The sequence below is a fragment of the Anaerotruncus sp. genome (assembly GCF_057433415.1).
The window spans coordinates 78,817-93,897 of sequence record NZ_DBMDHH010000001.1 but is presented as its reverse complement, the minus strand read 5'-3'; the positions used below and the strand labels follow the sequence as shown (position 1 = coordinate 93,897).

Here is a 15,081-nt window from a genome sequence, read left to right as displayed (position 1 = left end):
AGAATAGTTTCAATTATTTTGTGTTTTATTCGTTTTTCCGGAAATAATCGTGTCCGGTTTTTTTGATCCTCGCCCATATCTGTAATTTCGCAAGCAACAAATTGAACAAATTTTCACTATTTAAGGATAAAACCAATAAATACGCATTCTTATTCTGGTTTTCTTGACAAAATTGATCTAAATTTCAATTATTTGCTTGAAAAACGCTCGGAAATGCCATATAGTAGGAACTGCAACAAGCAATCACCTGCAGAGTGAACGCAATTTCAAATTTCCACACAGGAGGTCAGCAGACCATGCAAAAGGAGCTCTTGTTCCACGGGCCCGCCTCAGAGGTCATCACGCCGTTCACAGCCGACGGGCGGATTGACTTTGCGCTGCTCGAAGAGGAGATCGAATACCTGATCACAAACGGCATCACCGGCGTATTTGTCAACGGCCTCGCGAGCGAGGCGCTCATGTTCCCCACCGAGCAGCGCGTGGAAGCGGTGCGCAGGGCCGTCAAGGCCGCGGACGGCCGGATTCCCGTGCTCGGCAACCTGATCTACAACAGCGTCGACATGGCCGTGGACTGCATGAAGCGGTATGAGGAATGCGGGTGCGGCGCGATCATCATTACGCCGCCCCTCGTCTACAAATACACCGAGGAGGGTCTCTACCGCTACTTCGCGGGGATCGCGGGCCAGACCAAGCTGCCCGTCTATCTCTACAACGCCCCCGAGACGGGCAACAAGCTCTCCCCCGAGCTCATCGGGAGGCTCTTTTCCGAGGTCCCCAACCTGTGGGGCTACAAGGACAGCACGCAGGACATCATCCACCAGCAGACGATGCTGCGCCTCATCGGCAGGGACCGCCACTTTGAACTGATGGCCGGCAGCGACGCGCAAATCCTCACGACGAGCCTGCTGGGCGGCGTGGGCGTCTTCTCCCTGCTGACCTGCATCTTCCCCAAGCTCATCGTCGGCATCTGCGGGGCGATCGACAGGGGCGACTGGGAGACCGCGAGGGCCATGCAGGAAAAGATCCTGCGCGTGCGCCAGGCGATGAAGATCGGGCCCTTTATGGCGGCCTACAAATTCGTCGGCGAACTTGTCGGCGCGCCGCTCGGCCGGATGAAAGCCCCGTTGAGCGAGGTAAGCGAGTCCGACAAACAAAAAATCGTAACCATCCTGAAGGAACAGGAGATGCTTTAACCAAAACAAGGCCAAGGAGGACCGGATATGAACAGAAAACAGTTAGCCAAAATGATGGACCACACGATTCTCAAGGCGACCGCCACCCCCGCGCAGGTCGAGCAGATCTGCCGGGAGGCGCTCGAGATCGGCGCGGCGTCGGTCTGCATCAACCCCTGCAACATCGAACAGGCCAGGCGCCTGTTGGACGGCAGCGGCGTCAGGGTCTGCACCGTCATCGGCTTCCCGCTCGGCGCGAACACCCCCGAGGTGAAGGCGTTCGAGACGCAGGACGCCATCCGGCGCGGTGCCGAGGAGGTGGACATGGTCATCAACGTGGGAGCCCTGCTCGCGGGCGACGACGAGACTGTCTACCGCGACATCAAGGCCGTTGTGGACGCCGCAGCGGGCACCCTCACAAAGGTCATCATCGAGACCTGCTACCTCTCCGACGATCAGAAGAAGACCGCCTGCGAGCTTGCGATGCGCGCGGGAGCGGACTTTGTCAAGACCTCCACCGGCTTCGGCACCGGCGGCGCGACCCCTCACGACGTCGCCCTCATGCGCGGCGTGGTCGGCTCCAAGCTGCAGGTCAAGGCCTCCGGCGGGATCCGCACCTACGAGGACGCGGCGGCCGTGGTGGAAGCGGGCGCCGACCGGCTGGGCGTCTCGGCCAGCCTGACCATTCTGCAGGGGATTCCGGAATAATCCCTGCTTTCTGTGGGAGAGAAGAAGATGTTTGATACCGTGATATCCGGCGGCGTGATCATCTCCGCCCACGACCGCTACAAGCCCCTTTCGGGCAGCGTCGGCATAACGGACGGCCGCATCGCCTATGCGGGGTCCCATCCGCTCACGGCGGCGGACGGGCGCGCCTTTGTGGACGCGCGCGGAAAGATCGTGATGCCCGGGCTCGTGAACGGGCACTGCCACGGCGATATGGGCTTTGCCAAGGGCGGCGCGGACAACACCACGCTGGGCGAGCAGATGGAGCGGTTTGCGGAACACAACTGGTATTACGACCGCGTCACCGACGATGACCGCTACCACGCCCGCCTGCTGACCTATGCCGAGGCGCTGCTCAGCGGCACCACGATGCTGGTGGAGAACATGTACTGGAGCCTCGGGCCCCTCTCGCAGGAGGCGTTTGCGAAGATCGGCCTGCGCGGCGCGCCGGCGGAGGATGTGCGATACGACTTTTACCGTTCGGACGGGTTTTTGACCGACGGGATGCTCGAGGCCTTCCAATCCCGCTGCCGGGAGTACGGCCTCATCCCCCTGCTCGGCACGCTGCCGGAGGAGGAATTCACCCGGGAGCGCCTGCGCCGGGTACGGGAGATCGTCGAAAAGAGCGGCTGCCATTTCACGAGCCACCTCGCGGAGACCCCCTGGCGCCACGCGGCCGCGGTGGAGCGGATGGGCGAAAGCCCCGTCAGGGCGCTCGACCGCTGCGGCCTGCTGACGGAAAAATACATCGGCTCCCACGCGGTCTACCTCGACGGGGAGGAGATCGCGCTGATGGCAAAGCGGGGCGCCAAGGTGGTGAACACCCCCATCTGCGAGATGAAGATCGCCGACGGACTCGCCCCTATCCCCGCGCTTCTGAAGGCGGGGGTAACCGTGGCGCTCGGCACCGACGGCGCCATGTGGAGCAACTCCAACGACCTCTTCCGCGAGATGAAATGCCTGCTGCTCGTCCACAGCCTGCACGGCGGGGTACGCACCCTCACGGCGCACGACGCGCTCGACATGGCCACCGTGAACGGCGCGAAGCTCTTCGGCCTCGAAAACGAGCTCGGCACCATCGAGCAGGGCAAGCTGGCCGACCTCATCCTCGTGGACGCCTCCCGCCCGCACATGACGCCGCTGCGGACGGGGCGCGCCGAAAACGTGAGTTCCAACGTCGTCTACTGCGCCACCGGCGTGGATGTGACCGACGTGTTCGTCGGCGGCCGCCGCCTGGTGCAGGACCGCCGCATCCCCGGACTCGACCTCGGGGAGATTCAGCGGCGGGTCGCCGCCGTCTCCGAAAAAGCCCTCGGGGCGGACTGAACCCCCCGCCCCCATGACAACAGGAACCTTATCAAACGCCTACAAGGAGGAAATTATGAAAAAGCTCATCTCTACCGTTTTAAGCCTCTGCCTCATCCTGACGCTGCTGGCGGCCTGCGGCGGCAAGCCCGCCGGCGAAGCAGCCCCGGCGGATTCCGCCGCTCCCGCGGCGGACGGCGGGGACGCCGTGCGCGTCGTACTCATCGGCAACCAGAAGTTCGGCGACAACGGCCCCATGGACGACATGGCCGCCGCGGGCGAACGCGCCGCCGCCGAGCTGGGCGTGGAGTTCAAAAAGATCGAATCCTCCCCCGCCTCCTTTGAGGAGGACATCCGCAGCATGTCGCAGGAGGGCTACGACCTCGTGATCACCACCTTCGGCTACATGTCCGACGCGACCAAGCTGGTGGCGCAGGAGTTCCCCGACACCAAGTACGCCGCCATCTTCCAGGAGATCAACACCCCCGAGGAGCCGGTCGCCAACCTGTGGGACGCCGTCTTCCGCGGCCAGACCACCTTCTATGTCGACGGCTACATCGCGGGGCTGGCCACCAAGACCAACCGCGTGGGCTTCATCGTCGGCGGCGAGGAGCCCGGCCCGAACGCCGAGGGCAACGGCTTCATGCGCGGCGTGCGCGACGCCAACCCCGACGCGGTGGTGGAATTTGCCTATGCCAGCTATGAGGACAGCGCCAAGGCCAAGGAGGTCGCGCTCGCCATGATCGACAAGGGCTGCGACGTCATCCAGGGCGACTGCGCCGCCCCCGACGCGGGCATCATCGAGGCGGTGAACGAGACCGGCAAGGACGTCTTCGTCATGAGCTGCATCATGGACTACACCGACGCAAGCAAAAACTTCGTCGGCACGATCAAGATGAACTACGGCACCGCCGTCTACGACGCGATTCAGGCGGTCGTCGACGGGAACTTCCCCGGCGGGCAGCAGGGCATCCGCGACATCACCAACGACGGCTACTACCTCTACTGGGAGGCATACGACTCCTTCCCCGAGCGCACCGACAACGCGGAATACGCCGCGGCTTTCAAGGACGCCATCGCCAAGGGCAAGGAGATCGAGGCGAAGATCAAGGCGGGCGAGCTCGTGGTCGAGTTCGACCCCATCGCGCCCGACTGGAACCGCATCGCGGCTGAATAGGCATCCCCCGGCGGGCCCTGCGCCGCGTTCGAGCGCGGCGCAGGGCCGCTTTCAAAAAAACGGGGCGGCCCCGCCGTCCGCATCAAATTTTCCGGGAGGTAAACTGTTATGGCAAATCAGGCTAGCAAGGCAACCGCGCCGACCGTCGACGGAAAGGTCTACCACCTGCGTCTCGCCAAGGGGGACGTCCCCCCTTACGTCGTCCTGCCCGGCGACCAGGCCGCGACCGAACACATCTCCGCCGTCTGGCAGGATACGAAGGAGATCGCTTACAACCGCGAATACCGCACCGTGACGGGCGTTTATGAGGGCTTCGACATGGCGATGACCTCCACCGGCATCGGCTGCCAGCCGGCGGAAATCTGCCTCAACGAGCTCAAGAAGGTGGGCGTGCACACCTGCGTCAAGGTAGGCTGCGCCGAAGCGATCCGCACCGACCTCGACCTCGGCGACATCATCATCCCCGCCGCCTGCATGCGGAAGGGCGGCGCCGTGACCCACTACGTGAAGCCCGAGTTCCCCGCCTTCGCCGACCCCCGCGTCGTAAAGGCCCTCATCGAGGCCTGCCGCCGGCTCGGCTACCGCTACACGATGGGCGTGGTCTGCTCGATCAGCTCCTACTACGTCGGCCAGGGCCGTCCGCTCGACGGGGACGAGGAGAGCTTCTTCCCGCCCGAGGCTGCGAACGTCGTCGACCGTCTGCGCAACGCAAAGGTCGTGGCGATCGACAACGAGACGGCCGGCGAGCTGGTCATGGGCTACCTGCACAAGATGCGCATGGGCGCGGTACTGGCTGTGAACGCGAACCGCGTCACCGGAGCCTGGGGCGACAACGGCGGCGAGGAGAAGGCCTGCCGCATCGCGAGCGAGGCGATCCGCATCCTGCGGGAGACGGACACCGAAAAAACCATCCGCACGCTCTACGCCTGAGGCGGAACCGAGAAACAGGAAAGGGGACCGACTATGAAAAAACTCGATCAGATACTCGACCCGAAGACGGAGGACGGGAGATCCTACTACCTGCACCTGCGGGAGGGCGACATGCCCGGCTATGTGATCATTCCCGGTTCTCCCGAGCGCACCGCAAAGATCGCCGCCAACTGGGAAAACGTGCGGGATGTGGCCCACAGCCGCCACTACATCTCCAAACGCGGCGTCTACCAGGGCATGGAGCAGGGCACCACCTCCACCGGCATCGGCGCGCTCAGCGCGGAGATCTGCTTAAACGAACTGAAAAAATCCGGCGTGCACACCGTTCTGCGCGTGGGCACCACCGGCTGCATCGACCCCAATTTTGAAAACGGCGACCTGCTCATCCCGGTGGCCTGCATCGCCCGGGACGGCTCCTCCGAGTGCTACATCGACCCCGAATTCCCCTCCTTCGCCGATCCCGTCATGGTCATGGCGCTGGCGGAGGCGTGCGAGCGGCTCGGCTTCCGCTACGGGCTCGCGCTCGAATACACCGCGGGCTCCTTCTACCTCGGGCAGGGCCGCCCGCTCGGCGACGAGCCGGACAGTTACTGGCCCTCCTGGGCGAAGGACATCATGCCCGACATCGAGCAGCAGGGCGTCAAGGTGCTCGAGATGGACACGGCCGGCCAGTTTATCATCGGCTATCTGCACGGCATGCGCATCGCGGCGGTCCTTTCGGTGGTCGCGGCGCGCAAGAACAACAATTTTGCCTACAACAACGGCGAGGAAAAAGCCTGCCTGGCTGCATCCGAGGCACTCAAAATCCTGAAGGAGTGGGATGAGCGGGGCGAGTTCGGGAGGTAAGGTCCATGCCCTCTGCAATCGAGCTTCTCCACATCACCAAGCGCTACCCCGGCGTCATCGCCAACGACGACGTCTCCATCCGCATCGGGCAGGGCGAGATCCACGGCCTGATCGGGGAGAACGGCGCAGGCAAATCCACCATCATGAGCATCCTCTACGGCATGGTGAAGCCGGACGAGGGGACCATCAAAATTTTCGGGCAGGAGTGTGAAATCTCCTCCCCGATGGACGCCATCCGCCGCGGCATCGGCATGGTGCACCAGCACTTCATGCTGATGCCCGACGAGACGGTGCTGCGCAACATCATCCTCGGGCGCACCCCGCGCAGGGGGCTTTCGATCGACGAGACGCGCGCCGCCCGGGAGATCACCGAAATTATGGACCGCTACAGCCTCAAGGTGGACCTCGGCGCGAAGATCAGCCAGATCTCGGTGGGCGAAAAGCAGCGGGTCGAAATCCTCAAGGCGCTCTACCGGCAGGTGAAAATCCTCATCCTCGACGAGCCCACCGCAGTGCTGACCCCCGCCGAGACGGACGGGCTTTTGAACATTATGCGCAGGCTCCGGGAGCAGGGCTGCACGATCGTCTTCATCACCCACAAGCTTAAGGAGGTCCTGGCCGTCACCGACCGGGTCACGATCATGCGCAAGGGGGTCGTCACCGGCGCGGGCGAGACCTCCGAAATGAACGTGCGCAGGCTCTCCGAACTGATCGTCGGGCGCGAGGTCGCCACCGAGGTCCCGATGAAGCCCTTTTCGCCCGGTGAAAAGGTGCTCGAGCTCCGGGAGGTGCGCACCGCGCCCCGGCCCGGGCGAATGCCGCTGCACGACGTGTTTCTTTCGGTGCGGCGCGGCGAGATCGTCGGCGTGGCGGGGGTCGAGGGCAACGGCCAGTCCGACCTCGCGGAGGCGATCGCGGGCATGATCCCCCTTGAGGCGGGCAGCGTCCGCCTCTGCGGCCGCGAGATCGGCCGGGACTCCATCCGCCGCAGGCGGCAGAAGGGGATCGGGCACGTGCCGGAGGACCGCCTCAAAACGGGCGTCTCCAAGAGCTGCACGATCAGCGAAAACCTCATCCTCAACCGCTATTACACCCCGCCCTACTCAAAGCGCGGCGTCTTTTCCCACGCGAAGATCTCCCGCTTTTCCGAGGAGCTCTGCAAAAGCTTCCTCGTCAAGACCCCCGACGCGACCTATCCGCTCTCCACCCTGTCGGGCGGCAACATGCAGAAGGTCGTCTTCGCGCGGGAGTTCGAATCGTCGCCCGAGCTGCTGATCGCGGCGCAGCCCACGCGGGGCGTGGACATCGGCGCGATCGAATACATCCACGGCAAGCTGGGCGAGCTGCGCGACGAGGGCAGGGGCATCCTGCTCATCTCCGCCGAACTCGACGAGATTCTCGCCCTCTCCGACCGGATCGTCGTCATGTACGAGGGGGAGCTTGTGGGGCAGTTCCTGCGCGGCGAGGCGGACGAATATGAGATCGGCGAATACATGCTGGGCGCGAAACGCCGGGAGGTGCGCGATGAAGAATAGTCTTTGGGCCAAGCGCATACGCGGCGCGGGCAAAGCGGTCGGCCGCCAGGTGGCGATGATGCTGGTCGCAATCGTGATCGTCATGATCTTCCTCGCCGTCTCCGGCTACGACCCCGCCGCCGTGCTCCAGGGGCTGGGGCGCGCCTTCACCCGCGACCTGGCCGGCACCATCCGCTGGGCCACCCCCCTCATCCTGGCGGGGGTCGCGGTCTGCATCCCCTTCAAGGCCGAGGTCTTCAACCTCGGCGTGGACGGGCAGATCTACCTGGGGGCGATCGCCTCCACCTGGATCGCGCTGGCCCTGCCGGAGACGACCGGCAGGCTGGGGCTTTTGCCCGTCTTTCTCGCCGGGGCGGCGGCGGGCGCGCTCTTCGCGCTCATCCCGGCGCTCATGAAGGTCTATTTCGGCACCGACATGGTCGTCACCACTCTGCTGCTCAACTTCGTCGGCCAGCTGCTGACCGAGTTCATGGCAGCCGAAGTGATGCGCGACCCGGAAAAGATCACCCAGATGAACGCGAGCCGTACCCTCCCCGAGGCTCTCTGGATGCCCAAGCTGGGGGCGTTCGGAGCCTCCTCGGCGAGCGTCGGCATCTACCTGGCGGTCATCGTCGCGCTCATCGCCGCCTTCCTCTTCTTCAAAACCACGCTGGGGTATGAGATCAAGCTCGTGGGCACCAACCAGCAGTTCGCCCGCTACGGCGGTATGAAGCCCAACGGCATCATACTGAAGGTCATGGCACTCAGCGGCGCGGTGGCCGGCGTCATCGGGGCCATGGAGGTCACGGCGGTGCAGCATAAGCTGATCGCCGCCTTCAACCCCGACATCGGGTTCGACGGCATCGTGGTCGCGCTGCTCGCCAACAACAACCCCCTCGGCGTCATCCTGTCGGGCTTCTTCTTCGGCGCGCTCAAGAACGGCGGCAGCATCATGCAGCGGGTCACCAGCGTGCCCCAGATCGTCACCGAGATCATCATGGCCATCATCATCCTCACAATCAGCGCGGACGTCGGCTTCAAATTCATCCGCAGAAGGAAGGAGCGAAAGACCCATGGAAATGCTGTTTAACGCGAGCGTGTGGGCCGCCGCCGTGCGGGTGGCCACTCCCCTTCTGCTGGCGGCGTTCGGCTGCCTGCTCTGCGACAAGGCGGGCATCACCAACCTCGCCATCGACGGCTTCATCACCGTGGGCTGCTTCATCTGCGTGGCCGTGGTGGACCAGTGCGGCGGCAACGTCTGGCTCGGGATGCTGGGCGCCGTCGCCGGCACCGCCCTCTACAGCGCGATCTTCGGACTGGCGGTCGTGCGCTTTCGGGCCAACCACATCATCGCGAGCATCGCGATGAACCTGTTGAGCGGCGGGCTCACCACCTTTTTGATGGCGGCCGTCTTCAATACCCAGGGGCTCTACCGCCTCTCGAACATCCAGAAGCTCCCCCTCTTCCACCTCGATTTCCTCGATGGCATCCCCCTCGTCAACGCGTTCCTCAATAACCAGAGCTACGTCGTCCTGCTCACGATCGCGCTCATCTTCGTCATGCGCTTTCTGCTGCGGCGGACGGAATACGGCCTCAAGGTGACCGCCCTCGGGCAGTCGGAGGGCGCGGCGAAATCCGCCGGCATCTCCCCCGCGCGCATCCGCTGGAGCGTGGTGCTCCTGTCGGGGGCGTTCTGCGGGCTCGCGGGGGCCTACCTCTCCACCACCATCCTCTCGGAGTTCTCGGAGGGCATGGTGGCGGGGCGCGGCTTCACCGCCTATACCGCCGTCGTCTTCGGCGGCTCCAACCCCATCGGCGTGGCGCTCGTCACCCTGCTCTTCGGCTTCGCGGACGCCATCGGCATCCGGGTGGAGCTGCTCGGCACAGGCATCCCCTCGTCGATCATCTCGATGCTGCCCTACGTGCTGGCCCTCGTGGTCCTCACGATCAGCTCCGTCTCCACCAAGCTCCGGCAGGACGGCCGGTTCCATCTGCGCCCCCTCTCGGTTGGGAGCCACAATCTATCATAAAGGAAGGATTTTATGTCCAGGGTTACTTTGATCGTCCTTGACAGCGTGGGCGTGGGCGCCCTGCCCGACGCCGCCGCGTTCGGCGACGAGGGGGTCTTCACCCTCGGCCACGTCAAGGAGTATGCGGAAAAAAACATGGGCGGCTTTCGCGTCCCCAACCTGCGCGCCCTCGGCCTCTATAACATCGACGGCCTCGGGCTTGAGGGGGTGGACGCCCCCCGCGCGAACTACGGCAAGTGCCGGGAGTTCGCCCCCGCCAAGGACACCACCACCGGCCACTTCGAGATGAGCGGCCTGCTCGTGGAAAAGCCGAACAAGATTTTTCTGGACGGCTTCCCCAGGCGGATCACCGACGAATTGGAAAAGCGCATCGGCGTGGGGGTGATCGGCAACTACCTCGCCTCCGGCACCGAGATCATCCAGGTGCTCGGCGAGGAGCATATGCGCACCGGCCGCCCGATCATCTACACCTCGGCGGACAGCCTTATGCAGATCGCCATGCACGAGCAGATTATCCCCCTCGAACGGCAGTACGAGATCTGCCGCATCGCCCGCGAGCTGCTGATGGGGGACGACACCGTTTCCCGCATCATCTGCCGCCCCTTTGTCGGCTCCCCCGAGACCGGCTTCACCCGCACCGAAAACCGCAAGGACTTTTCGATCGACCCGCCGGGCAAAACCGTCCTCGAGTACCTGAAGGACGCCGGGCGCGACGTCATCGCGGTCGGCAAGATCGAGGACATCTTCAATAACGTGGGCATCACCGAGGTCGACCACACCCGCAACAACCGAGAGGGGATCGCGTCGACCCTTAAATACCTCGAACGCGATTTCGACGGGCTGCTCTTCGTGAACCTCGTGGACTTCGACATGCTCTACGGCCACCGCAACAACGCCCGGGGCTATGCCGAGGCGCTCGAATATTTCGATGAAAAGCTCCCCGAAATCCTCGCGCTCCTGAAGGAGGACGACATCCTCCTCATCACCGCCGACCACGGCTGCGACCCCACCACCAAGGGGACCGACCACACCCGCGAATACATCCCCCTGCTCGTGTACGGCCCGCGGCTCAAAAGCGGCGTGAACCTGCACGTGCGCGGCACCTTCGCGGACATCGCCGCGACGGTCGCCGACCGCTTTGACATCCACGATTTCCCGGCCGGGACCTCCTTCCTGCCAGAAGTCACCCCTTAATATCCAGCGAAAGGAGTTTTCACCATGCCCTTTTTGCATTTCAGCACCACCAAGGCGCTTACCCCGCCGCAGAAGGCCGCCCTTTCCGCCGGAATCGCGGACTGCGTGCGGCTCCTGCCCGGCAAGCCCGCCGACCGCGCCATGATCCGCATCGACGCGGGCTGCGAAATCTACCGGGGCGGCGAGCTCGCCGAGTGCGCCTTTCTGGAGACGGTCTTCCAGAAGCCCCTGCCCATCGAAGCGCAGAGGGCGTACATCGAGGCGCTCTACGCCCTGATGAAGGAGCAGCTCGGCTTGGAAATCCCACAGGTCTACTTCGCGATGGTCGATCTCGACACCTGGGGCTCGCGGGGCACCCTCCACTGAACGGACGCGAAAAAGCGGCACGCCTTCGGCGTGCCGCTTTTTTCCTGCGCCGAAACCGGGGATTCCGTCAATTTGATACAAGACAAATTCCGCGCCGGGTGTTATGATAGGGGACAGACCGAAACCGGGAGGGATCGCCATGGCGGAGGAACGCCGCGTCTGTTACGACAGCGACCTGAAGATCGAGGCCTACCAGTTCCAGGGCCTGATGCAGAAATTTCCCAACCACTTCCACGACCACTACGTGGTGGGGTTTATCGAGAGCGGCAAGCGCCACCTCTCCTGCAAAAACCGCGACTACATCCTCGTGTCGGGGGATATGCTGCTTTTAAACCCGCGCGAAAACCATGAGTGCGAGCAGGTGGACGAGCGGGCGCTCGATTTCCGCTGCCTCAACATCCCCGAGGCGGTGATGGAATCGGTCATGGAGGAGATCACCGGCAGCCGCCGGCTGCCCGAATTTTCCGAGCCGGTCGCGCCCCAGGCGGAGGAGGCCCTGCTCCTGCGGGAGGTCCACGAGATGATCATGGAGGGCAGCGCCGACTTTGCCAAGGAGGAGGCATTCCTCTTCCTGATCGAGCGGGTGGTGGGCCGCTACGCCCAGCCGACCGCAGGCCGTCCCGAGGCGGAAAACGCGGGCGTCCAGCGGGTGCGCGCCTTCGTGGACGCGCACTACGCCGAGCCGGTCTCCCTCGATGAGCTGGCAAAGGCGGCGGACATGAATAAATTCGTCCTGCTCCGGGCGTTCACGCGGGAGCGGGGTATCACCCCCTACCAGTACCTGCTGACGGTGCGCATCAACAAGGCGAAGGAACTGCTCGAACGGGGCGCGCAGCCGATCGAAGCCGCCATGTCCAGCGGCTTCACCGACCAGAGCCACTTCACCAACGCCTTCAAGCGCTTCATCGGCCTGACGCCCGGTCAGTACCGGGAGATTTTCCGTGAGAAATGAGGGAACCATCTTGCCAAAGCAAACCGTCCAGGGCCACCTCGCGGCGGCCCTGACCATCCTGATCTGGGGTACCACCTTTATCTCGACCAAGGTACTGCTCCGCGACTTCGCCCCCGTTGAAATCCTCTTCTTTCGCTTCTGCATCGGCTTTCTCGCCCTGCTTGTGATCTGTCCCCGCCGCCTGCGCTCCACCGGCTGGAAGCAGGAACGGTATTTCCTCTTTGCGGGGCTGACGGGCGTCACCCTCTATTTCCTGCTGGAAAACATCGCGCTGACCTACTCCCTCGCCTCCAACGTCGGCGTCATCATTTCGGTCGCGCCCTTCTTCACCGCGTTGCTCGCCCACTTCTTCCTGAACGGCGAGCCGCTGCGGAGCGGCTTTTTCATCGGCTTTGCCGTCGCGCTCGCGGGCATCGCGCTCATCAGCTTTAATGGGGCCGCCGTCCTGCGCCTCAACCCCCTCGGCGATCTGCTCGCCCTGCTCGCGGCCCTCGTGTGGGCGGTCTACGCGGTCCTCACCCGCCGCATCGCCGCGTTCGGCTATCCCACCGTCCAGGCCACCCGCCGCGTCTTCTTCTACGGGCTGCTCTTCATGCTCCCCGCCCTGCTGTTCACCGATTTCCACTGGGGCTTCGCGCGCTTTGCGAATCCCACGCTCCTTTTCAACATCCTCTACCTCGGGCTGGGAGCCTCCGCCCTCTGCTTCGTCACCTGGAACTTCGCGGTCCGGCGGCTCGGCGCGGTCAAGACGAGCGTCTACATCTACTGCGTGCCGGTCATCACCGTCGCGACCTCGGTGATCGTCCTGCGGGAACGGATCACCCCCCTTGCGGCCGGGGGCGTCCTGCTGACGCTGGCGGGGCTGGTCCTCTCGGAACGGAATCCAGGGAAAGGAGATGTGCCGGTATGTTCAAAAGCGGACAAAAGTGCGTCCTGGTGATCGACGGGGCCCTGCCCGCGGGAGTGGCCGCGAATACGGCGGCCATCCTCGGGATCACGCTGGGCAAACGCTTCCCCGAGATCGTCGGACCGGACGTGGCCGACGCGGCCGGCCGGGTCCACACCGGCATCACCGGCTCCCCCATCCCCATCCTGAAGGGGGACCGCGCGCTGCTCCACGACCTGCGCGAGCGGCTTTGCACGGAGGAATTTTCCGGCCTGTTGACCGTCGATTTCTCCGATGTGGCGCAGCGGTGCCGCGTCTACGACGAATACATCAGCGGGGCCGCCGCGGCCTCCCCGGAGAAGTTCACCTACTACGGCCTGGCGATCTGCGGAGACGCCAAAAAGGTCAGCCGCCTCACCGGCAGCCTGCCGCTGCTGCGGTAACGAATAAAAACGCCCCCGTACCCGGCGCGCCGGGTACGGGGGCGTTGTGCATTTGATCCTTAAAAGTCGGGGGTCGTCGGCGGGGATTTGCGCAAAGGCGCGGCCTGCTGGAACCCGTAGGCGATCTCGATGAGGGTGGGCTCGCTCCACGGGCGGCCGATGATCTCCATGCCGACGGGCACGCCGATGGGGGCGTTCTCGTCCGGCGTGCTGTAGCCGGCGGGCACCGCGATCGACGGGAACCCGGTCACCGAACAGAGCACGCCGTTGCGCTGCTGCTGGCTGCCGCCCGTCTTGCAGACGAGCTGCTGCTGGTGCGGGTAGACCATCGCGTCAAGCTCGTAGTCGGCCATCAGCTTCATGACCTTGGTCTGGGTCTGCGCGCGCAGGATCAGCCGCTGGTTGTATTCCGGCGTGCCGGTCGAAAGCTGCATCGCCTTCTCCAGGTTCTCCTTGATGCCGGGATGGAACTTGCCCGACGCCATGACCTCCTCCACCGAATGGACGGGGGCGCGCGGAGGCAGGGCGTTCAGGTAGATGTTGAGGTGGTCCTTGAGGTCGTAGAGATGGACGCTGACGCTCGAGGTGAGCCAGCCGGAGTCGATCTCCTCGGTGATGGGGACGACCTCGGCGCCCTGCTCGCGCAGGACCTCGATCGCCGCGCGCACGACGCGGTTGACCTCCTCGTGCACGTCCTTCTTGCCGAAGAAGCTCTCGAGCACGCCGATCCGCTTGCCGCGGATGCCGTCCTTCTTGAGGTATTCGGCGTAGCTGCCCTGCTGGAGCTTATCGACGCACCAGGCGGTCTCGTCGTCCTTCCTGTCGTAGCCCGCGATCACGTCGAGCACGGCCACGGCGTCCTCCACCGTGCGGCAGATGGGGCCGGCGGTGTCCTGCGTGAAGGAATAGGGCACGACCCCGCTGCGGCTCACCAGCCCGATGGTGGGGCGGATGCCCACGAGGGAGCAGGCGGAGGAGGGGGAGCGGATCGAGTTGATCGTATCGGTGCCGATGCCGAGGATGCCGAAGTCGGAGGCGATCGCCGCGCCCGTGCCGCCCGACGAACCGCCCGGCGTGCGGGTCAGGTCGTAGGGGTTGAGGGTCTGGCCGAGGATCGAGCTGATCGTCTCGCCCCAGATGGCAAACTCGTGCAGGTTGGATTTTGCGAGGATGATCGCGCCCGCTTCCCGCAGGCGCCTGGTGATGAAGGCGTCCTCGTCGGGCGTAAAGCCGCGCAGGCTCTCCGAGCCCGCGGTGGTCGGCATATCCGCCGTGTCGACGTTGTCCTTGAGGATGACCGGGATGCCGTGCAGCGGGCCGGTCAGCCCCTTCTCCTTAAGCGCCGCGTCGAGGCGGTCGGCCTCCTCGAGCGCCTTGGGATTGACGAGGATGATCGCGTTGAGGCAGGGCCCCTTCTGGTCATACGCGTCGATCCGCCCCAGGTAGTACTCCACGAGCTCGCGGCAGGTCACTTCCCCCGCCAGCATCGCGCGGTGCACCTCGGCGACCGTGGTTTCCTTAAAATTAAAAGGCATAACTG

15 protein-coding genes are annotated in these 15,081 nt (G+C 64.4%); 14 read left to right on the top strand and 1 reads right to left on the bottom strand.

Annotation, left to right across the window (positions count from 1 at the left end; genetic code table 11):
- Positions 1-296 precede the first annotated feature (296 nt).
- The 14 genes from ACZO3G_RS00345 to ACZO3G_RS00280 all read left to right on the top strand — a co-directional run bounded on the left by ACZO3G_RS00345 (position 297) and on the right by ACZO3G_RS00280 (position 13,541).
- Positions 297-1,193 carry a dihydrodipicolinate synthase family protein gene (locus tag ACZO3G_RS00345; protein WP_101552217.1) on the top strand — a complete coding sequence of 299 codons (897 nt, stop codon included), beginning with the start codon at positions 297-299 and terminating at the stop codon, positions 1,191-1,193.
- Between the two features lie 27 nt (positions 1,194-1,220).
- A complete protein-coding gene (gene deoC, locus ACZO3G_RS00340; RefSeq protein WP_276872535.1) occupies positions 1,221-1,880 on the top strand; it encodes a deoxyribose-phosphate aldolase in 660 nt (219 codons plus the stop codon).
- Positions 1,881-1,907: 27 nt separating this feature from the next.
- Positions 1,908-3,224 (top strand): amidohydrolase family protein, encoded by a 1,317-nt coding sequence (locus tag ACZO3G_RS00335; RefSeq protein WP_276872534.1) that lies wholly within the window; start codon positions 1,908-1,910, stop codon positions 3,222-3,224.
- Positions 3,225-3,279: 55 nt separating this feature from the next.
- Positions 3,280-4,380, top strand: coding sequence for a BMP family ABC transporter substrate-binding protein (locus tag ACZO3G_RS00330; RefSeq protein WP_242970868.1), 1,101 nt, complete (start codon positions 3,280-3,282; stop codon positions 4,378-4,380).
- Between the two features lie 108 nt (positions 4,381-4,488).
- A complete protein-coding gene (locus ACZO3G_RS00325) occupies positions 4,489-5,310 on the top strand; it encodes a nucleoside phosphorylase (protein WP_276872533.1) in 822 nt (273 codons plus the stop codon).
- A gap of 33 nt (positions 5,311-5,343) precedes the next feature.
- The gene (locus tag ACZO3G_RS00320) at positions 5,344-6,156 is read left to right on the top strand and encodes a nucleoside phosphorylase (protein ID WP_101552227.1); all 813 of its coding nucleotides are present in this window, start codon (positions 5,344-5,346) and stop codon (positions 6,154-6,156) included.
- Positions 6,157-6,161: 5 nt separating this feature from the next.
- Positions 6,162-7,691: an ABC transporter ATP-binding protein gene (locus tag ACZO3G_RS00315; RefSeq protein WP_101552229.1), complete on the top strand. Its 1,530-nt coding sequence runs from the start codon at positions 6,162-6,164 to the stop codon at positions 7,689-7,691.
- Positions 7,681-8,760 (top strand): ABC transporter permease, encoded by a 1,080-nt coding sequence (locus tag ACZO3G_RS00310; protein WP_158595549.1) that lies wholly within the window; start codon positions 7,681-7,683, stop codon positions 8,758-8,760. The genes ACZO3G_RS00315 and ACZO3G_RS00310 overlap by 11 nt, the downstream gene beginning before the upstream one ends.
- Positions 8,744-9,700 (top strand): ABC transporter permease, encoded by a 957-nt coding sequence (locus tag ACZO3G_RS00305; RefSeq protein WP_121586074.1) that lies wholly within the window; start codon positions 8,744-8,746, stop codon positions 9,698-9,700. The genes ACZO3G_RS00310 and ACZO3G_RS00305 overlap by 17 nt, the downstream gene beginning before the upstream one ends.
- A 12-nt stretch (positions 9,701-9,712) precedes the next feature.
- Entirely contained in the window at positions 9,713-10,894 is a 1,182-nt protein-coding gene (locus ACZO3G_RS00300) for a phosphopentomutase (RefSeq protein WP_276872532.1), read from the top strand.
- Between the two features lie 24 nt (positions 10,895-10,918).
- On the top strand, positions 10,919-11,260 hold the full coding sequence (locus ACZO3G_RS00295; RefSeq protein WP_121586076.1) for a phenylpyruvate tautomerase MIF-related protein: 342 nt from the start codon (positions 10,919-10,921) through the stop codon (positions 11,258-11,260).
- Positions 11,261-11,399: 139 nt separating this feature from the next.
- The gene (locus tag ACZO3G_RS00290; RefSeq protein ID WP_276872531.1) at positions 11,400-12,212 is read left to right on the top strand and encodes an AraC family transcriptional regulator; all 813 of its coding nucleotides are present in this window, start codon (positions 11,400-11,402) and stop codon (positions 12,210-12,212) included.
- Between the two features lie 7 nt (positions 12,213-12,219).
- Complete coding sequence (locus ACZO3G_RS00285) at positions 12,220-13,152, top strand: DMT family transporter (RefSeq protein ID WP_276872537.1); 933 nt, start codon at positions 12,220-12,222, stop codon at positions 13,150-13,152.
- Positions 13,119-13,541, top strand: coding sequence for a DUF2000 domain-containing protein (locus tag ACZO3G_RS00280; protein WP_276872530.1), 423 nt, complete (start codon positions 13,119-13,121; stop codon positions 13,539-13,541). The genes ACZO3G_RS00285 and ACZO3G_RS00280 overlap by 34 nt, the downstream gene beginning before the upstream one ends.
- A 59-nt stretch (positions 13,542-13,600) precedes the next feature.
- Here the strand turns inward: ACZO3G_RS00280 and ACZO3G_RS00275 are convergent, their stop codons facing one another.
- A complete protein-coding gene (locus tag ACZO3G_RS00275) occupies positions 13,601-15,076 on the bottom strand; it encodes an amidase family protein (protein WP_276872529.1) in 1,476 nt (491 codons plus the stop codon).
- Between the last annotated feature and the right edge of the window lie 5 nt (positions 15,077-15,081).